Origin of the sequence: Pseudomonas sp. s4, from assembly GCF_046764235.1 — a bacterium.
Classification (GTDB): domain Bacteria; phylum Pseudomonadota; class Gammaproteobacteria; order Pseudomonadales; family Pseudomonadaceae; genus Aquipseudomonas; species Aquipseudomonas asiatica.
In genome coordinates, this window is record NZ_CP177209.1 from 456641 (window position 1) to 475389 (window position 18749).

The window sequence follows — 18749 nt, forward strand, 5'->3', positions numbered from 1 at the left end:
GATTACTGCCGTGAACGAGGGTAGAAACCTTGCAGGCCCAGAGCAGCCGACACTCCCAGGCCGAGCCAGGCGAGGCTGTCCCATGCCCCGTCCCCCAGCAAGGCGGCAAACAGCCCCACGGCAGTGAGCAAGGCCACGACCATCGGCCAGATGAAGATGCGCCAGGTCGGCAGTGATTTGTGGCTCATGCCCGCGCCTCCCGCTTCGTGCGCTGTTTGCCCCACCACAGATACAAGCCGCTGCAGAGGACGATGATGGTCAGCACATCGAGTAGCGCCCACAGGATTTGCATTGGCCGGCCACCGTAGTCACCGAAGTGCAGCGGTTGCGACAGGCCCATGGCATCCATGTACCAGGGGCGTTCGCCGACGGCTGTCACCGCCAGTGTTCGCGCATCGATCAGCACGGGCGTGAGCAGGTGCGAGGTCAGGTGCGTGGCGCCCTTCATGAACACCGCATAGTGGTGCTCGCTGGAAAAGCGTGTGCCCGGGAAGGCGATGAAGTCCGGACGCATGCCGGGGGCGGCCTGTTCGGCGATGGTCAGCAGGTGGGTGGCTGGGGCACGTTCGGTGAGCGGTGGGGCATCACGGTATGGGGCAACCATGGCGGCCAGGCTGTCGTTGCGCCAGGCGGCGATGACCAGGTCCGACAGCGCGCTGATGACACCGGTCACGCCTACCGTCAGTGCCCAGGCCAAGGTGACCACGCCGATCAGGTTGTGCAGGTCGAGCCAGCGCAGGCGACGGGATTTGCCGTGGCGCACCGTGCCGAAGTCCAGACGGCGCATGAACGGTGCATAGAGCACGGTGCCGGAGATGATCGCCACGACGAACAGCACGCCCATGAAGGCGAGCAGCAGCTTGCCGGGCAGGCCGGCGAACATGTCAACGTGCAGGCGCAGCATGGTCATCATGAAGCCGCCGTTGGCGGCCGGCATGGCCACGGCTTCACCGGTGCGTGCGTCGAGCATGAAGGTGTGCGACGAATTGGGTTCGGTGCCGGCGGTGGCGGCGGTGATGGCCACTACGCCGTTGGCTTCGTCCTCGTCGTAGCCGAAGTACTGCATGACCTCGCCGGGGCGGTGCTGCTCGGCCTTGATCACCAACTGCTGCAGGTCCAGGTGTGGGGTATTGGCCGGCATTTCCCGCAGTTCAGGGGCATCGCCGAGCAGGTGTTCGAGTTCGTGGTGGAAGATCAGCGGCAGGCCGGTGACTGCCAGCAATAGCAGGAACAGGGTGCAGACCAGGCTGCTCCAGGTGTGGATCACCGACCAGCGGCGGATGGTTGGGCTTTTCATCACGGTACCGATTTTTGCCTGTTGGAAGCTGGGGCTGCTGCGCAGCCCTTTCGCAGCGCAAGGCTGCTCCTACAGGGACCGCGTTGGCCGTTGTAGGAGCAGCCTTGTGCTGCGAATGGCCCGGCTCACTCAGAACTTGTAATTGACACTGGCCACCACGTTGCGCTCGTCGCCGTAGTAGCAGTAGTACCCGTCACAGGTAGACAAGTAGTCCTTGTTGAACAGGTTCTTCGCATCCACGGCTACGGTCACCCCCTTGAGGGTGCTGTTCAGGCGGCCCAGGTCGTAGTGCACCGATGCGTCGTAGACGGTGTATGACCCCACATGGCCCCAATCGGTATTAGTGGTATTACCGTAGGTATCGCCCACGTAGCGCACGCCAACGCCGACCCCGAACCCATCCAGTGGTCCGCTGTGCCAGGTGTAGTCAGCCCAGGCAGTAGCCTGGTTGCGCGGCACCTGCGCCATGCGCTTGCCTTTCTCGTCACTGGTGCCTTTGATGATTTCGCTGTCGTTGTAGGTGTACGAACCCACCAGTTTGAGGTTCTCGGTCACATCCGAGGTAGCCTCCAGCTCCAGGCCTTTGACACGCACTTCGCCTACCTGGCGGGTGACACCACCCTCGGTCACCGACATGTTCTCCTGTGTCAGGTCGAACACAGCAGCGGTGAACAGGCTATTGCTGCCTGGAGGCTGGTACTTGATGCCCAGTTCGTATTGCTTGCCTTCGGTCGGTTTGAAGGCATCGGTGCTGTTGACGGTGGAACCGGTGGCAGCCTGGAACGACTCGGCATAGGAGATGTAAGGAGTCAGGCCGTTATCGAATACATAGCTGAGAGCTGCGTTACCACTGAACTTCTTGTCGCGTTGGGTGTTGGTTGCGTCGCCTTGGTTGTGGAAGGTGGTGCCGGTGTGCACCCAGTCCTCACGGCCACCAAGGGTAAGGCGCCAGTTGTCCAACGCCATCTGGTCCTGGATATACAGGCCGGTCTGCTGGGTTTTCTGGTCGTAGTCGTACATGTCGAAGTACTGAACGTTCGAGAAATCCTGACCGTAGATGGGGTTGTGGATATTGCTCGGTGGCACACCCGCCGAGCCCCAGCGCCAGCGGGCATTACTGTCCGAGCGCTGGTGGTCTAGCCCCAGCAGCAGGGTATGGGCAACCTGCCCGGTCTGGAAGTCGGCCTGGAAGTTGTTGTCCAGGGCGAACTGTGAGATGTCCTCCTCGACGATACCGGCGGTGCGTTGCACGGTGCCATCGGCGCTGACAGCTTCGTCCGGGCCGGCTGGCCAGATCGAACCACCGGCGGTAATGCCCTTGAAGTCCAGTTCGTTACGCGCGTAGCGCAGGTTCTGACGGAACTGCCAGGTGTCGTTCAGGCGTGTTTCGAACGCATAGCCCAGGTGGTAGTAGGTGCGGTCGTAGGACTCCCAATCCGGGTCGCCCAGGTTCTTGTGGTGCGAAATCTTGCCTGCGGGGCTATCCAGTTTGGTGCCCTGCAGTGGCAGGAACTGGCCGGTGATGCCGGTGTCATCGCGGGTGTACTGGCTGATGAAAGTCAGCTTGGTGTCGTCGTTGATGTTCCAGGTCAGACTGGGCGCGATGTTGTAGCGCTTGTCCGGGATGTGATCGACCGGCGAACCGCTGTCACGCACGGTGCCGCTCACTCGGTACAGGAACTGGCCTGCATCGTCGAGCTTGCCGGTGCTGTCGAAGTTGATCTGCTTGTGGTTGTTGCTGCCAACCTGGGCTTCGACTTCGTGGCTGCTTTCCAATTGCGGCCGACGGCTGGTCATGTCAAGCAGGCCGCCTGGTGGAGTCTGGCCGTAGACCGAAGAGGCCGGGCCACGCAGTACGGCGATGCGCTCCAGGTTCCAGGGCTCGATCTTGGGGGTGGCGTAGTTGCCCTTGGGCAATGGCAGGCCATCGAGGAACTGGGTAGGCACAAAACCCCGTACCAGCAACCAGTCGCTGCGCGAGTCGGATCCATAGCCGCTGCTCTGCACGCCAGCGGTGTAGCGAAGGGCGTCGTTCAGGCTGAGCACCGGCCGGTCTTCCATCTGCTGGCGGGTGATCACGCTTACCGAGCGGGGAAGTTCGGCGATGGCGGTGTCGGTCTTGGTGCCTGCTGCTGTCCGGGTAGCGGTGTAACCCTCTACCGGTCCCCAGGCGCTTTCATAGCTGGAAGTCGCATTGATCGCAGTCTCCGGCAACGCCAGTGTCCCTTCCGGCGTAGCCACCAGGCTGTAGCTGCCCACGCTGCTTTGCTGCAGTTGCAGGCCGGTGCCGCGCAGGGCGGCCTGCAGGGCACCAAGGCCATCGTACTGCCCGCTCACCGGGGCCGAGGTGCGACCGCTGACCAGTGCCGGGTCGATGGCCAGGGTGATGCCGGCCTGGCTGGCGATCTGGTTGAGAGTGGTGGCCAGCGGGGCGCTGGGCAGGTCGTAGGCGCGCTGAGCGGATTGCTCGGCGGCGAACAGGGCAGGGCTGGCCAATGGTGCGGTCACGGCGATGGCCAGGGCCATCAGGCTGGGGCGCAGGATACGATCAACAGCACGGGACATGCAGAGGCTCCTCGACGGATAAGTGCTTTCTGCTTCCTTGCCGAGCGAGATTTGAAAAGTGACAGGGCGAATCTGAAAAAAATTGAGAATTATTTGAAGTTGGCTTTTGCCTCTACCGGCCCTTTCGCGGGTAAACCCGCTCCCACAGGGATCGCGGGGGCTTTGAGGCTGGTGCAATCCTGTGGGAGCGGGTTTACCCGCGAAGAGGCCAGTGCAGGCCTACTTGGGACCGACGGTCACCCACCACTGGGTATGCCGCTCGACCTTCACCGGCAGTGCCGGCACCAGCGACGACAGCGCCAGGTCGGTATCGTTCAGCGGGAAGCTGCCGGTCACCCGCAGGTCGGCGACCTGGTCGTCTACCCCAAGGTAACCGCTGCGGTACTGGCCAAGCGTGGCCAGCAGGTCAGCCAGGCGCACGTTGTCCACCACCAGCATGCCGCGGGTCCAGGCGTCGGCACCGGCTGGCACCGTGCCGATCCGGCCAAGGCCGTTGGCGTTCATCAGAACCTGCTGGCCTTCGCGCAGCACCTGTTCGTCGCCGCTGTTCAGCGGCATGGCGGCGACCGAAGCTTGCAGCACTTCCAGGCGCGTGCCGTCGTCCTCGCGGCGCACCAGGAAGCGCGTGCCCAACGGGCGCAGGCGGCCATCGTCGGTGCGCACCAGCAGCGGGCGCGGGTCCTGATGGCCGGTTTCGACCGAAATCTCGCCTTGGTGCAGCACGATCACCCGTTGCTTGCCGGCGTAGTCGATATCCACGGCCGTGTGGCTGTTCAGGCTCAACAAGGTGCCGTCTTCCAGGCGCAGGGTACGCAGTTCGCCGGTGGCGGTACGCTGGTCGGCCAGCCAGTAGCTCGGTGCCAGCGATGGTGCGCCGACCCAGGCCAGCAGCGAGCTCAGCAGAAACATGCCGGCCAGCCCGCCGCCGACCTTGCCGATACGTCGGCGCAGCCCGGCGCGCGATTGCAGCAGGGCCTGGCGTGCCGGGCCGGCAGCGGCGCTCACGCGCTGGTCCATGGCACCGAGTTGGTGCCAGGCGCGGGCATGCTCCTCGCTGGCGGCATGCCAGCGCATGAATTCGCTGCGCTCGTCAGGTGTGCCGCTGCCGTTGTCGAGGCTGAGCTTCCAGGCAATGGCGGCTTCCAGCACCCGGGACGAAACCGGTGAACTGCTCACGTCGGCTCCCCGTACAGGGCCACGTAGCACTGGCGCATGCCCTGGGCGATGTACTGGCGCACCCGCGAAACCGAAACCCCCATGCGCTCGGCGATTTCGGCATGGCTCATACCGTCCAGGCGATTGTGCAGGAATGCTGCGCGGGCCTTGCTCGACAGCTTGCCTAGCAGGCGGTCGATGGCCTTGAGGTCCTCGAGGATCAGGTGTTGCACTTCCGGGGAAGGTTGTTCGGCTTCCGGCATCAGGGCCAGTTCAGCCAGGTAGGCTTGTTCTAGCGCGGCGCGGCGGAAGTGGTCGAACATCAGGCCCTTGGCCACGGCGGCCAGGAACGCGCGGGGTTCGCGGGGCGTATCCAGTTGCGCACGGCCGAGCAGGCGCACGAAGGTGTCCTGGCTCAGGTCTTCGGCACGTTGGCGGCAGGCCATGCTGCGTTGCAGCCAGGCGAGCAGCCAGCCGCGATGGTCGCGGTACAGCGCACCGACCAGATCGGCGTGTGGGCTCTGTGCAGAAGACAAGCAGCGTCCCCCCGGAACGAATGCATTAACTAACGATAATTATTCGCGATTGTTGCAGAGGGGAGGGGGTGGGTGCAATGGACGCTTATCGGATGGCCATCATGGTTGGGGCTGACGGGGTGTAGGGCGTGGGTGATGTAGCGTTTATGAGATCGAGCGCCGCCCGCGCGGCGCTCGATCTCACAGGCGACTCAGCGCTCACGCCCTACAAACCGTGATTGTGCACCTTGCGCCTGCGCCACCCGCGCAAGCGCTGCTCCAGCTGCAGCGGGCTGTCCAGCTGCTGGCGCCGGGCCTGGCTGAACAGGATCAGCGCCAGTTCGGCGGTAACCAGCGCATCGGCGCTGGCGTGATGGCGCTCCTCTACCTGCAGGCCAAACCGCGCCACCCAGTCATCCAGCCCGGCCTCGCGCAGCACTGTGTCGGGGTTGAGCATCGGCGCCAGCTCGGCAACATCCAGGAAAGGTGACTGCAAGCGATAGCCCAGGCTTTCCTTCAGCGCGCGGGCGAGCATGCGCTGGTCGAACGGCGCATGGAATGCCAACACCGGGCTGTTGCCAATGAAGTCGAGCAGATCGAGCAAGGCCTCGGCCGGGTCGCAACCGGCAGCCAGGGCACTCGGGCCCAGGCCGTGGATCAGCACGCTGGCGTTGGTCTTCTGCAAAGGCCGGTGCAAGGTGCGTTCGAATTGCTGGGCAAAGTCGATGGCGCCGTCTTCGATGGCGACGGCACCAACCGATAACACCTGGTCACGGTTGGTGTTCAGGCCGCTGGTCTCCAGGTCAAGCACCACCCAGCGCTGCTCGCGCAGGGTACACACCCCCAATGGCGCTGACTTGGGCAGCCGGGCCAGGCGCTGGCGCGTGGCGTGGTCCAGTTCCGGCGCGCTGGGGCGCAGCCAGGCGAACAGGCTCATAGCTGGTACCGCAAGGCCAGGCTGCTTTGCAGGCGCTGGGCCTGGCGCAGGGACTCGCGCAGGATGCGCCGGTCCAGGTGGTTGAGGCTGTCCGGGTCCAGGCGGTTGGAATAGGGCAGGTTGTCGCGGGTCTGGCGCTGGTGCTGCTGCATGCGGGTTTGCTGGATGAAGTGGTAGGCCTCTTCATACGCTGCGCCATCCAGTGCCTCGATCACGCCCTTGGCCACGAGCTGGCGCAGGCGCTCCAAGGTATTGCAGGCACCGATGCCGTTGGCCAGGGCCAGCAGCCGCGCACCATCGACGAAGGGCGTCAGGCCCTGGACCTTGAGGTCGAGGGTGGCGGCCTTGTCGTTACCCTGGCGGGTCAGCACGAACTCGCGCAGGCGGCCCACCGGCGGGCGCTGGCGCAGGGCGTTGTCAGCCATCATGCGCTGGAAGATGCGGTTGTCGGCCACCTGCTCCAGCAGGCCCTGGCGCAGTTGCTCGCAACCTTGCTCGTCGCCCCACACCACACGCAGGTCGAAATAGATGCTCGAGCCCAGCAGGTTCTCCGGGCTGGCTTCACGGACAAAACTGGCAAAACGCCGCGCCCATTCAATGCGCGACAGGCACAGCTCGGGGTTGCCGGCCATGACGTTGCCCTTGCACAGGGTGAAGCCGCACTGGGCCAGGCACTGGTTTATGTATTGCGCCAGCGGCAGCAGGCGTGCGCGGATGGCGTCTGCTTCGATGCTGTCGGCGGCTTCGAAGAGGATGCCGTTGTCCTGGTCAGTGTGCAGGGTTTGTTCTTGTCGCCCCTCGCTGCCAAAGCACAGCCAGCTGAACGGCACGCCCGGGTCACCGCGCTCGGCCAGCGCCAGTTCGATCACCCGGCACACGGTGTGGTCGTTCAGCAGGGTGATGATCTGGGTAATCTGCGTGGAGGATGCGCCATGGGCCAGCATTCGCTCGACCAGCTGGCTGATTTCGCCGCGCAGCGAGACCAGGGTATCCAGGCGTGGCGCATGGCGGATGGTGCGTGCCAGGTGCACCAGGTCGACCCGTTGCAGGGAGAACAGGTCGCGCTCCGAAACCACACCGCACAGGCGCTGGTTTTCCACCAGGCATACGTGGGCGATGTGCCGCTCGGTCATCGCCATGGCTGCGTCGAAGGCGCTGGCCTGGGGGCTGAGGTAGAACGGCTGGGCGGTCATGTGGCGCGCGATGGGTGCACCCAGGTCGGCATCGGCCGCAGCCACCACCTGGCGCAAGTCGCGCAGGGTGAAGATACCGGTGGGGTAGCGCTGCTGGTCGACCACAACGATGCTGCCGACCTGCTGCTCGTGCATCAGTCGCACGGCGTCTCGCAGAGGCGTTTCGGGGCTGCACACCACCGGGTGGCGCATGGCCAGTTCACCCAGTGGCGTGTTCAGCGAATACTGGGTGCCAAGGGTTTCCACCGCGCGCTGGCGTACCTGCTGGTTGACCTGGTCGAGCAGGCTGCTGACCCCGCGCAGGGCAAAATCCCGAAACACTTCCGACATCGAGAACACGCGGATGAACGCGGCCTTGTTCAACTGCAGGCAGAAGGTGTCCTCACCTGCCAGATGCTCGGTGCGGGTCGCCCGCTCGCCGAGCAGGGCAGCCAGCGGGAAGCATTCGCCGCTGGTGATCTCGAAGGTAGTCTCCACACCAGGTTTGACCAGATGCTGGCGTTCGCCGACCACGCGGCCCTGCTTGACGATGTAGAAGTGCTCGACCGGCCCATCGGCAGGTTTGACGATGCTTTCGCCGCTGGCATAGAAGCGCAGCTGGCACTGTTCGACCAGGTAGGCCAGGTGGCTGTGTTCCATCTGGTTGAACGGCGGAAAACGCTGCAGGAACTGCAGGGTGCCCTGGATGTTCTGCAGCACTGCTGTCCTGCCCGCCTGGGTGTAGGCGTCCTTTTTGCTCATGAAACTGACCGTATCGCTATGCCGAACTATATATCTATATATATAGGTGCCGGCCATGTTGTTCTCTGCCTCCATGGTCGGCTTGCGGCGGGATGGTGCCCATTGGACGTAAGTCTATGAGCGCCCCTGTCAAAGACCCGACGAAAGGCCAACCGGGTTACGCAAGTTCTGCGGTCCTAATGCTGAAGCGGAATTTTTTTGACGAGATGAGCATGCCTGAGCAACACGACATCCTGAGTGACGCCGAGCGCGAGGCATTGGCCCTCGTAAGTGCGCCCGTGGTTGCCAAGCCCCTGGTGCTGGTGGTGGATGACAATGCGGTGAATCGTGAGGCGCTGATCCTGTACCTGAAAAGCCGGGGGATTGACTGTGTCGGGGCGGATGGGGCCGAGGAGGCCAGGCTGTACCTGCACTACCAGCAAAGAATCGGCTTGATGATCACGGATTTGCGCATGCAGCCCGAGGATGGCCTGGACCTGATCCGCAAGGTTCGCGAATCAGAGCGGGCGGCGTTGTCGATCATCGTGGTGTCGGGCGATACCGACGTGAAAGAGGCGGTGGACGTGATGCACCTGGGGGTTGTGGATTTTCTTCTGAAGCCGGTCGACCTGGACAGGCTGCTGGAGCTGGTGAAGAAAGAACTGCAGATCGGTTAGCTGAGGAGCCTGTTCCGGCCTCATCGCCGGCAAGCCAGCTCCCACAGGGACCGCACAGCGTTTGGGGCCTGTGCAGTCCCTGTGGGAGCTGGCTTGCCGGCGATTGGGCCGCAAAGCGGCCCCCTGTCGCAGATGTCGCTTACAGCCCGTTACGCGCCTTGAACTCGCGGCGACGGCGGTGCAGTACCGGCTCGGTATAGCCGTTCGGCTGCTTGCCACCTTCCACCACCAGTTCTACCGCCGCCTGGAACGCGACGTTGTCGTCGAAGTTCGGTGCCATCGGGCGGTACAGAGGGTCGCTGGCGTTCTGCTGGTCCACCACCACGGCCATGCGCTTGAGGCTTTCCAGCACCTGCTCCTGGCTGACCACGCCATGGCGCAGCCAGTTGGCCAGCAGCTGAGCCGAGATGCGCAGGGTGGCGCGGTCTTCCATCAGGCCGACGTTGTTGATGTCCGGCACCTTCGAGCAACCTACACCCTGGTCGATCCAGCGCACCACGTAGCCGAGGATGCCCTGGGCGTTGTTGTCCAGTTCGTTGCGGATCTCTTCGGCCGACCAGTTGGTGTCGGCGGCCAGCGGGATGGTGAGGATGTCATCCACCGACGCGGGTGTGCGCGAAGCCAGTTCACGCTGACGCGCCTGTACGTCCACCTTGTGGTAGTGCAGGGCATGCAGGGTGGCTGCAGTCGGCGACGGCACCCAGGCGGTGTTGGCGCCAGCCAACGGGTGGGCGATCTTCTGCTCGAGCATGGCTGCCATCAGATCGGGCATGGCCCACATGCCTTTGCCGATCTGCGCACGGCCTTGCAGGCCGGTGGCCAGGCCAACGTCGACGTTGTTGTTCTCGTAGGCACCGATCCACTTCTCGTTTTTCATGGCGCCCTTGCGCACCACGGCGCCGGCTTCCATCGAGGTGTGGATTTCATCGCCGGTGCGATCGAGGAAGCCGGTGTTGATGAACACCACGCGCTCGGCTGCGGCCTTGATGCACGACTTGAGGTTGACCGTGGTACGGCGCTCCTCGTCCATGATGCCGACCTTGACGGTATTGCGCTTCATGCCCAGCAGGTCTTCGACCTGGCTGAAGATTTCGGCGGCGAAGGCTACTTCCTCCGGGCCGTGCATCTTCGGCTTGACGATGTACACGCTGCCGGTGCGGGTGTTCTTGCGGCTGGTGTTGCCATTGAGGTTGTGCAGGGCGATCAGGTTGGTGAACAGGCCGTCCTGAATACCTTCGGGGATTTCGTTGCCTTGGGCGTCGAGGATCGCCGGGTTGGTCATCAGGTGGCCAACGTTGCGCACGAACAGCAGCGAACGGCCATGCAGGGTCACGCTACCGCCGTTGGGCGCGGCGTACTCGCGGTCCGGGTTCATGGTGCGGGTGAAGGTTTTGCCACCCTTGCTAACGCTTTCTGCCAGGTCGCCTTTCATCAGGCCCAGCCAGTTGCGGTAGACGATCACCTTGTCGTCGGCGTCAACGGCTGCAACCGAGTCTTCGCAGTCCATGATGGTGGTCAGCGCCGATTCCATCAGGATGTCTTTCACGCCGGCGGCGTCGGTGCTGCCGACCGGGGTGCTGGCGTCGACCTGGATTTCGAAGTGCAGGCCGTTGTGCTTGAGCAGCACGGCGGTCGGCGCAGCGGCATCGCCATGGAAGCCGATCAGCTGGGCATCGTCACGCAGGCCGCTGTTGCTGCCGCCTTTCAGGGCAACTACCAGCTTGCCGCCTTCGATGCGGTAGCCGGTGGAGTCGACGTGCGAGCCGGCCGCCAGTGGCGCGGCTTCGTCGAGGAAGGCGCGGGCGAAGGCGATGACCTTGTCGCCACGTACCTTGTTGTAGCCCTGGCCTTTCTCGGCGCCGCCTTCATCGCTGATGGCATCGGTGCCATACAGCGCGTCGTACAGCGAACCCCAACGGGCGTTGGCGGCGTTCAGGGCGAAGCGGGCGTTCATCACCGGTACGACCAGCTGCGGGCCGGCCATGTGGGCGATTTCTTCGTCCACGTTCTGGGTGGTTGCCTGGAAATCGTCGGCTTGTGGCAGCAGGTAGCCGATTTCCTGGAGGAATGCTTTGTAGGCTACGGCGTCGTGGGCCTGGCCTTTGCGTGCCTGGTGCCAGGCGTCGATCTTGGCTTGCAGCTCGTCGCGCTTGGCGAGCAGGGCTTTGTTCTTTGGAGCGAGGTCATTGATGATCTTCTCTGCACCGGCCCAGAACTGCTCGGCGACGATGCCGGTCCCTGGGATGGCTTCGTTGTTCACGAAGTCGTACAGGACCTTGGCGACCTGAAGGCCACCGACTTGAACGTATCCAGTCATTGCTTGCCTCACTCTGCTCAGCTATTTCGCTCTTCTGTATTAAGCCTGTAGCGCTTCTCTAAACACGGCACCAGTGCATGCCCCCGAGTAAACCCCGAGCGCGGCTGGGTGCGGCCTGCCAGACCGGCTGGCAGACAGTGTGCGTATTTTCACAGGCGCCTTGGCAGACATCCAAACGACGTTTTGTAGTCCGCGCCACGGGATACTACATGAAGCAGTAGGCGGGGCAAAATCAGACTAAAAGCGCCGTTATGCGACCCGTTGGTCGCGTATGGTCACGCTGGGAGTGAGTATGTTCGCAAAAAACAGGTGGATTGTTCCAGATAAATCTTGAAACAGTACACGATTCGTTGTGCGGATTGCCCTGCGGCAGGTTGCCGCGCCTTGCCTATACTGAGTCGATCCCCCGATTTTCTGCCGCACGGCGCGGTCCGACACGAGGAAGGGCTTGTGGATCATCTTGTACTGACTGTGATTGCCCCTGACAAGGCCGGCCAGGTCGAGCGCATTGCCCAGTGCATCGCCGACCACAGTGGCAACTGGCTGGAAAGCCGCATGTCGCGCATGGCCGGGCAGTTTGCCGGCATCCTGCGGGTGGCGGTGCCGGCGGAAAACTACGACGAGCTGGTGGCTTCGCTGCAGGGGTTGGTCCGATATGACATTCGCGTGCTGATCGCCGAGAGCGGCATCGAGCCGTCGTGCACCTGGAAGCCGATTGCCATGGAGCTGGTAGGTAATGACCGGCCAGGGATCGTGCGTGATATCACCCGTTTGCTGGCTGAATTGCAGGTGAACGTCGAGCGGTTTTCAACAGAAGTGCGGCCGGCGCCGATGAGCAGCGAGCCGTTGTTTCATGCAGATGCGTTGTTGGCTTTGCCGCTGACTCTACCGCTCGAAGAACTGCAGCAGCGACTGGAGAGTCTGGCGGATGACTTGATGGTGGAGTTGAAGCTGCGGCCGGAGGATTGATCCGAGATTGCCGGGGCCGCTTCGCGGCCCATCGCGACACAAGGCCGCTCCTACAAGGGTTACGCGTTCCCCTGTAGATACCGTCTTGACCCTCACCCTGCAAGAGGGATTTTGGGGTCAAACGGTATCCCCGACTTCACCACCCCATAAACCAGGTGCAGCAGCTTGCGCATCGCCGCGCAAACGATCTGTTTATAGGCTTTGTGTCGGCTGTTCAACCGCTCTGCCAGTGCCTTCACGACAGGGTTGTACCTGATCGAGACAGTGCCTGACATCCACAAGCCCGCCCGCAGCCTTGAGGCGCCTGTACGCGAGATAGTGCTCTGACCTATGAACTCTCCCGATTGCTGCACTACCGGGTTCAGGCCTGAGAACGCGACGATCGCAGAAGAGCTTTGGTATTTCAGTGGATCGCCCAGTTCGGCGAGCAGCAACGTAGCAGTGGTGTCACCCAAACCATCTATCGAAGTAATCAGATCACGTCGCTTGCGCAGGTCTGGATCATCATCGATCGTCTGTTCGATGGCCTTCCTGGTCTTTTCCAGTTCTTCGGTGATGTGCCCGATGACGTCTTGAATCGACTGCTGCACCGCATCTTGTGCGACATCCAAACGATTCTGCTCCATCTGGCGCATTTCCTTGAGGTCGTCCAGTCGCCGCACCAGAGCACGCAAACGGCGCTGTGCAGGTGGCTCCGGCTCCCACTGGCGAAGCGAGGCCGCCTTCTGCTGGCCATAAGCAGCAATGACTTTGGCGTCAGCTTTATCGGTTTTGACGCGCCGAAGCTCCACGTCAGCGAATTTCGCGATCACCGCCGGGTTCAGAATACACACCCGATAACCTTGGTTGTGACAGTGCTCGGCTAACGCTTCGTGATAGGTGCCTGTGGCCTCCATAACGATCCAGGCGCCTGGTTCGGCATGGCGCTCAAGCCAATCGCTGAACTGCTTGAACCCTCCAGGATCATTGGACAGCTTGGCTTTGGTGCGCGTCTTGCCGTTGGGAAGTGGGGTGGCAATGTCGAAAGATTTTTTGGCGACATCAACGCCAACAAAGGCGGACATGATCTTCTCCTTCAAACTACGAAAGTCGATCACCCTACACTCAGTTCAACCTTGTTAATGCGTGCTCACGCCGGGGGCGGGCACTAGATACCGTTCGAACTCGTCGAGTGGGGTTGAAAGGCCAGAGCGTTATCTACAGTGCGGGCTCGATGCCCTTGGAGCGGCTCCGCTTCAAGACCTTCCCTCGATGATCAGTCGAGAACTTTCGCCTCTTGGGAGGCGAAAGTCGAGATACAAGGAGCGGCCTTGTGTCGCGATGGGCTGCAAAGCAGCCCCCTGCGGTTATCCCGATATCACGGGGAAGGCCCTGTGGATAACCTGGGGGTTCCCCTCTCCAGCCCAGGCCGCGCGCGCCTTACACGGCTTTGATCAAAAAACACCCAAATATCAGCAGCTTGTGCACAAAGCACGGGGACGAGGGTGTGGATAACCTTTGGAGATGTCTCTGCAGGCCATGAACTACAGGGTCTGCAGAGTTATGATCATTTTTTGATCAGCTGCGCTTGCGCAAACTGACCCACGCATCGACGCTGTAAATCGCCAAACCCGCCCAGATGAACATGAACGCCACCAAGTTGCTCGACGACAAGTGCTCATCAAACAGCAGCACCGCCTGCAGCAGCACCAAGGTCGGCGCCAGGTACTGCAGGAAGCCCAGCGTGGTGTACGGCAAGTGCCGCGCGGCAGCGTTGAAGCACACCAGCGGCACCAGTGTCACCGGCCCCGCAGCCATCAGCCACAACGCTTCGCTGCTGGTGTAGAACGCGCCTTGGGCACTTGTCGCCGCCGGATGCAGCAATAGCCAGCCAAGCGCCAGCGGTACCAGCATCCAGGTTTCCACCACCAGGCCCGGCAGCGCCGCCACCGGTGCCTGCTTGCGAATCAGCCCGTAGAAGCCGAAGCTCAGCGCCAGTACCAGCGACACCCACGGCAGGCTGCCCACCTGCCACACCTGCTGAGCCACACCCACCGCGGCCATGGCCACGGCCAGCCACTGAAGCCGACGCAGGCGCTCGCCAAGAATCAGCATGCCCAGCAGCACGTTGATCAGCGGGTTGATGTAGTAACCCAGGCTGGCCTCGAGCATGCGCCCGTTGTTCACCGACCATACGTAGGTCAGCCAATTGCCGGCGATCAGCGCCCCGCTCAGGGCCAGGATGCCCAACCGGCGCGGGTTGTCACGCAGTTCACGCCACCAGCCGGGGTGTTTCCACACCAGTAGCAACAGCGAGCCGAACAGTGCCGACCACAGCACCCGGTGGACAATGATCTCCACCGCCGGAACGCTCTGGATTGCCTTGAAGTACAGGGGGAAAAGACCCCAGATGATGTAGGCGCTGAGGCCCAGTAGGTACCCGCGACGCGGGTTTGCGGCGTGCATGCAGAATCCTTGCTTAGGTAGCTAAATAAAGCGACGCCTATTGTAGACAGAGGCGGGCGTGCTTCTAGAACAATTTCAGCGGCGCTTCATCCAGTGCGGCCATTTGCTCGCGCAGGGCGAGGATCTGGTCTCCCCAGTAGCGTGGCTGGCCGAACCAGGGGAAGCTCGGCGGAAATGCCGGATCGTCCCAGCGCCGCGCCAGCCAGGCGCTGTAGTGCAACTGGCGCAGGGCGCGCAGGGGCTCGATCAGGGCCAGCTCGCGCGGGTCGAAGTCGTGGAACTCGTTGTAGCCGTCGATCAGTTCGGCCAGTTGCCCCAGGCGCTCCTCGCGGCTGCCGGCCAGCATCATCCACAAGTCCTGCACCGCCGGGCCCATGCGGCAGTCGTCGAGGTCGACCACGTGGTACACCTCGTCGCGGTGCATAAGGTTGCCGGGGTGCAGGTCGCCATGCAGGCGGATGAGCTTGTGCGGGGTGCGGGCATAGATGTCCTCCACTCGCTTGAGCAGGTCGCGGGCCACCGATTCGAACGCCGGCAGCAGTTCGCGAGGGACGAAATCGCCTTCCAGCAGGGTATTCAGCGAGGCGTGGCCGAAGTTGTCCACAGCCAGCGCTTCGCGGTGCTCGAACAGTTTGCTGGCACCCACGGCATGCAGGCGGCCGAGCAACTGGCCAAGACGGTAGAGCTGGTCGAGGTTACCCGGCTCTGGCGCGTGGCCGCCGCGGCGGGGGAACAGGGTGAAGCGGAAGCCCTGGTGTTCGAACAGGGTGCGGCCGTCGTGCTGCAGCGGGGCGACCACCGGCACTTCGCATTGGGCCAGTTCGGCAGTGAAGCTGTGCTCTTCGAGGATGGCCGCGTCGCTCCAGCGGCCTGGGCGGTAGAACTTGGCGATCAGCGGTTGCGCGCCCTCGATGCCCACCTGGTAGACGCGGTTTTCGTAGCTGTTCAGCGCCAGCACCCGGGCATCGCTGAGAAAGCCCAGGCTTTCCACGGCGTCCAGGACCAGGTCGGGGGTGAGGGTATCGAAGGGGTGGGACATGGGGGCTCCGGGGATAGGCGGCGTGGGGACCATGGTAACGCGTTATGCCTGTACCGGCCTCTTCGCGGGTAAACCCGCGAACCGCGCAAAGCGCGGCCAGGCTATGCAGGAATCCCAAGCAATACATAAGAGGGATGAAATTGAACCCGCACCGAACTGCCTGCTGCCACCCGCTGCCCAGCCAACCAATCCGTCTCGGCAAACGCACACAACGTCTGCCCATTCCCCAACGCCAACCGGACCTCACCAGGCCCATCAGCCTCCGCCAGCACCTCCTCTACCGTCGCCCGTAGGCAATTGCTATCCGCTTCGGCCTGTTCCTCGTCGGCCAGCAACCTCACCCACCCCGCCTTGAGCAGCGCCACTACCGTCGTCCCCAGCGTCAGTTCCAGCCGTGCGGTGCTGTCGTGGGTGATCAACGCTTCGATCTCCAACCCTCCGCCCAACGCCAGGCTGACGCGATCATGCCGTCCTTCGCGGCGCAGGCCGCTGACCTGGCCCTGCAACTGGTTGCGCGCGCTGGTACGCAGCATCAGCCGGCCGAGCAGGTCGAGGTCGCTGGACTCCTCGGCCGCTTCGAGGATTTGCGCCTGAAGGGCCTGCAGCCTCTGGTACAGGCGCAGCACCCGCTGGCCTTCCGGCGACAGACGGGCACCACCGCCACCACGCCCGCCGGTACTGCGCTCGACGAGGGGCTGGCTGGCCAGGTTGTTGAGTTCGTCGATGGCGTCCCAGGCGGCCTTGTAGCTGATGCCCGCAGCCTTGGCGGCGCGGGTGATCGAACCTTCTTCGGCAATGTGCTGCAGCAGCGCGATGCGCTGGGGGCGGCGGGCGATGTGCTGGGTGAGGTGGGGGGGCAGGGGCATGGGCATTTGGTCTTGTGGGGGCCTGAGGATGGATAGTGTGTAGGAGCGGCCTTGTGTCGCGAAAGGGGCGCGAAGCGGCCCCACGGATTCATGCCTTGGCAAATATCGCTGGGGCTGCTGCGCAGCCCGATCGCGACACAAGGCCGCTCCTACACCGGGCGATCCGCGCTTGCTCATACATACCCCGGCTTGGCCGTACGCGCCAGGCAATACACATCCACCCGCCGCGCACCGGCCTTGCGCAGCACTTCGGCAACCGCTTGCGCGGTCGCACCGGTGGTCAACACGTCATCGATAATGGCGACATGCTTGCCCGTCAGCTTGCCCGTGACGGTAAACGCCTGGCGCAAGTTGCGTCGCCTGGCCTTGGCGTCCAGTTGTTGCTGCGCAGGTGTCTCCCGTGTGCGCAGCAGCAACCGCTCGTCGCAACGTACCCCCACGTGCGACGACAGCCAGCGCCCGAGCATCCCCGCCTGGTTGAACCCCCGCTCCCGTAGTCGACGTTTGGCCAAGGGTACAGGCAACAACAGGTCGGGGCGCGGCAGCCCTTCGGTAAAGCGGTGCAGCAGCCCATGCGCGAGCAATTCGGCCATCAGGCGCCCCAAGGGCCACTGGCGGTTGTGCTTGAAACGGCTGATCAGCGTGTCCACCGGAAAGCCGAAATGCCACAGTGCAAGCACCTGCTCGAAGGCCGGTGCGCGGCGCTGGCATTGAGCGCAAGTCAAGCCGGCTATCGGCAATGGCAGGGCGCAGCGCAGGCAATGATCGCCCAGCCAGGGCAGTTCCTGTTCGCAGGCGACGCACAGCGGGTAGGCCTGCTCGGCAGGTTCATCGCACAGCAAACACAATTGGTTAATAAGTGAGCACTTGTAAACCAGCCTTTTCCAGTATGGTTGACAGTTCATAGGCCTTCCATGACTATGCGAGCTATCCGTGATGCGCTGGCGGGCTTTCCTGTCCCGGCGCCTGCTTCAGCCTAAACAAGGAAACGCCAATGAGCGCCAGCACAACTGCAACAACACGTCACGACTGGTCCCTGGCCGAGGTCAAGGCGCTGTTCCAGCAACCGTTCAATGACCTGCTGTTCCAGGCGCAGACCGTGCACCGCGCGCATTTCGACCCGAACCGCGTGCAGGTTTCTACCCTGTTGTCGATCAAGACCGGCGCCTGCCCGGAAGATTGCAAATATTGTCCACAGTCCGGCCACTACAACACCGGGCTGGAAAAACAGAAGCTGATGGAAGTGCAGAAGGTGCTGGAAGAAGCCGCCCGCGCCAAAGCCATCGGTTCTACACGCTTCTGCATGGGCGCGGCTTGGAAGCACCCGTCGGCCAAAGACATGCCCTACGTGCTGGAGATGGTCAAAGGCGTGAAGGCCATGGGCCTGGAAACCTGCATGACCCTCGGCAAGCTCGACCAGGAGCAGACCAAGGCCCTGGCCCAGGCCGGCCTGGACTATTACAACCACAACCTCGACACCTCGCCTGAGTTCTACGGCAGCATCATCACCACCCGCACCTACAGCGAGCGCCTGCAGACCCTGGCCTACGTGCGCGATGCCGGGATGAAGATCTGCTCCGGCGGCATCCTCGGCATGGGCGAGTCGCTGGACGACCGCGCCGGCCTGCTGATCCAGCTGGCCAACCTGCCCGAGCACCCGGAGTCGGTACCGATCAACATGCTGGTCAAGGTGGCCGGTACGCCGCTGGCCGAGGAAGAAGACGTCGACCCGTTCGACTTCATCCGCATGCTGGCCGTGGCCCGTATCCTCATGCCCAAGTCGCACGTGCGCCTGTCCGCCGGCCGCGAGCAGATGAACGAGCAGATGCAGGCGCTGGCCTTCATGGCTGGCGCCAACTCGATCTTCTACGGCGAAAAACTGCTGACCACCGCCAACCCGCAGGCCGACAAGGACATGCAGCTGTTCGCACGCCTGGGCATCAAGCCCGAAGCGCGTGAAGAGCACGCCGACGAAGTGCACCAGGCGGCCATCGAGCAGGCGCTGGTCGAGCAGCGCAGCAGCGAGATGTTCTACAACGCCGCGACAGCCTGAA

16 protein-coding genes are annotated in these 18749 nt (G+C 63.1%); 3 read left to right on the forward strand and 13 right to left on the reverse strand.

Annotated elements, in window-relative coordinates; genetic code table 11:
* Positions 1-2: 2 nt before the first annotated feature.
* From ACK56M_RS02080 to ACK56M_RS02110, 7 genes are all read right to left on the reverse strand, one after another.
* Complete coding sequence (locus ACK56M_RS02080) at positions 3-188, reverse strand: hypothetical protein (protein ID WP_100413392.1); 186 nt, start codon at positions 186-188, stop codon at positions 3-5.
* A complete protein-coding gene (locus tag ACK56M_RS02085) occupies positions 185-1297 on the reverse strand; it encodes a PepSY-associated TM helix domain-containing protein (protein WP_100413391.1) in 1113 nt (370 codons plus the stop codon). Before ACK56M_RS02085 ends, ACK56M_RS02080 begins: the two co-directional genes overlap by 4 nt.
* 129 nt (positions 1298-1426) lie before the next feature.
* Positions 1427-3862, reverse strand: coding sequence for a TonB-dependent siderophore receptor (locus ACK56M_RS02090; protein WP_015268685.1), 2436 nt, complete (start codon positions 3860-3862; stop codon positions 1427-1429).
* 219 nt (positions 3863-4081) lie between these two features.
* Entirely contained in the window at positions 4082-5038 is a 957-nt protein-coding gene (locus ACK56M_RS02095; protein ID WP_015268686.1) for a FecR domain-containing protein, read from the reverse strand.
* Positions 5035-5553, reverse strand: coding sequence for an RNA polymerase sigma factor (locus ACK56M_RS02100; protein ID WP_015268687.1), 519 nt, complete (start codon positions 5551-5553; stop codon positions 5035-5037). Before ACK56M_RS02100 ends, ACK56M_RS02095 begins: the two co-directional genes overlap by 4 nt.
* A gap of 205 nt (positions 5554-5758) precedes the next feature.
* Entirely contained in the window at positions 5759-6469 is a 711-nt protein-coding gene (locus ACK56M_RS02105) for a PolC-type DNA polymerase III (RefSeq protein WP_015268688.1), read from the reverse strand.
* Positions 6466-8403 (reverse strand): putative nucleotidyltransferase substrate binding domain-containing protein, encoded by a 1938-nt coding sequence (locus ACK56M_RS02110; protein ID WP_015268689.1) that lies wholly within the window; start codon positions 8401-8403, stop codon positions 6466-6468. Before ACK56M_RS02110 ends, ACK56M_RS02105 begins: the two co-directional genes overlap by 4 nt.
* Before the next feature lie 116 nt (positions 8404-8519).
* Here ACK56M_RS02110 and ACK56M_RS02115 point away from each other — a divergent pair, with 116 nt between their 5' ends.
* Complete coding sequence (locus ACK56M_RS02115) at positions 8520-9059, forward strand: response regulator (protein ID WP_043935237.1); 540 nt, start codon at positions 8520-8522, stop codon at positions 9057-9059.
* Between the two features lie 139 nt (positions 9060-9198).
* Here ACK56M_RS02115 and ACK56M_RS02120 read toward each other — a convergent pair whose 3' ends face one another.
* Positions 9199-11376, reverse strand: a complete 2178-nt coding sequence (locus tag ACK56M_RS02120; protein WP_015268691.1) for a malate synthase G — start codon at positions 11374-11376, stop codon at positions 9199-9201.
* A gap of 450 nt (positions 11377-11826) precedes the next feature.
* Between ACK56M_RS02120 and ACK56M_RS02125 the strand changes: the two genes are divergently transcribed.
* Positions 11827-12345: a glycine cleavage system protein R gene (locus ACK56M_RS02125; protein ID WP_013970551.1), complete on the forward strand. Its 519-nt coding sequence runs from the start codon at positions 11827-11829 to the stop codon at positions 12343-12345.
* 92 nt (positions 12346-12437) lie between these two features.
* Here ACK56M_RS02125 and ACK56M_RS02130 read toward each other — a convergent pair whose 3' ends face one another.
* From ACK56M_RS02130 to ACK56M_RS02150, 5 genes are all read right to left on the reverse strand, one after another.
* Positions 12438-13409, reverse strand: coding sequence for an IS110 family transposase (locus tag ACK56M_RS02130; RefSeq protein WP_411959049.1), 972 nt, complete (start codon positions 13407-13409; stop codon positions 12438-12440).
* A gap of 493 nt (positions 13410-13902) precedes the next feature.
* Positions 13903-14790 carry an EamA family transporter RarD gene (gene rarD / locus ACK56M_RS02135; protein WP_013970552.1) on the reverse strand — a complete coding sequence of 296 codons (888 nt, stop codon included), beginning with the start codon at positions 14788-14790 and terminating at the stop codon, positions 13903-13905.
* Between the two features lie 64 nt (positions 14791-14854).
* Complete coding sequence (locus ACK56M_RS02140) at positions 14855-15829, reverse strand: serine/threonine protein kinase (RefSeq protein WP_100413389.1); 975 nt, start codon at positions 15827-15829, stop codon at positions 14855-14857.
* Between the two features lie 101 nt (positions 15830-15930).
* Positions 15931-16695 (reverse strand): TOBE domain-containing protein, encoded by a 765-nt coding sequence (locus tag ACK56M_RS02145; RefSeq protein WP_024086132.1) that lies wholly within the window; start codon positions 16693-16695, stop codon positions 15931-15933.
* A 173-nt stretch (positions 16696-16868) separates the two neighbouring features.
* Positions 16869-17600, reverse strand: coding sequence for a ComF family protein (locus ACK56M_RS02150; protein ID WP_100413387.1), 732 nt, complete (start codon positions 17598-17600; stop codon positions 16869-16871).
* Between the two features lie 89 nt (positions 17601-17689).
* Between ACK56M_RS02150 and bioB the strand changes: the two genes are divergently transcribed.
* Positions 17690-18748, forward strand: a complete 1059-nt coding sequence (bioB, locus tag ACK56M_RS02155) for a biotin synthase BioB (protein ID WP_013970556.1) — start codon at positions 17690-17692, stop codon at positions 18746-18748.
* Position 18749 lies beyond the last annotated feature (1 nt).

What these genes read in the sequence shown, in the direction of transcription:
- ACK56M_RS02110 (WP_015268689.1), bottom strand. Translation starts at nt 8,403, where the DNA reads ATGAGCAAAAAGGACGCCTACACCCAGGCGGGCAGGACAGCAGTGCTG.
- rarD (WP_013970552.1), bottom strand. Translation starts at nt 14,790, where the DNA reads ATGCACGCCGCAAACCCGCGTCGCGGGTACCTACTGGGCCTCAGCGCC.
- ACK56M_RS02145 (WP_024086132.1), bottom strand. Translation starts at nt 16,695, where the DNA reads ATGCCCCTGCCCCCCCACCTCACCCAGCACATCGCCCGCCGCCCCCAG.
- ACK56M_RS02140 (WP_100413389.1), bottom strand. Translation starts at nt 15,829, where the DNA reads ATGTCCCACCCCTTCGATACCCTCACCCCCGACCTGGTCCTGGACGCC.
- ACK56M_RS02085 (WP_100413391.1), bottom strand. Translation starts at nt 1,297, where the DNA reads ATGAAAAGCCCAACCATCCGCCGCTGGTCGGTGATCCACACCTGGAGC.
- ACK56M_RS02105 (WP_015268688.1), bottom strand. Translation starts at nt 6,469, where the DNA reads ATGAGCCTGTTCGCCTGGCTGCGCCCCAGCGCGCCGGAACTGGACCAC.
- ACK56M_RS02130 (WP_411959049.1), bottom strand. Translation starts at nt 13,409, where the DNA reads ATGTCCGCCTTTGTTGGCGTTGATGTCGCCAAAAAATCTTTCGACATT.
- bioB (WP_013970556.1), top strand. Translation starts at nt 17,690, where the DNA reads ATGAGCGCCAGCACAACTGCAACAACACGTCACGACTGGTCCCTGGCC.
- ACK56M_RS02120 (WP_015268691.1), bottom strand. Translation starts at nt 11,376, where the DNA reads ATGACTGGATACGTTCAAGTCGGTGGCCTTCAGGTCGCCAAGGTCCTG.
- ACK56M_RS02090 (WP_015268685.1), bottom strand. Translation starts at nt 3,862, where the DNA reads ATGTCCCGTGCTGTTGATCGTATCCTGCGCCCCAGCCTGATGGCCCTG.
- ACK56M_RS02115 (WP_043935237.1), top strand. Translation starts at nt 8,520, where the DNA reads ATGAGCGCCCCTGTCAAAGACCCGACGAAAGGCCAACCGGGTTACGCA.
- ACK56M_RS02150 (WP_100413387.1), bottom strand. Translation starts at nt 17,600, where the DNA reads ATGAACTGTCAACCATACTGGAAAAGGCTGGTTTACAAGTGCTCACTT.
- ACK56M_RS02080 (WP_100413392.1), bottom strand. Translation starts at nt 188, where the DNA reads ATGAGCCACAAATCACTGCCGACCTGGCGCATCTTCATCTGGCCGATG.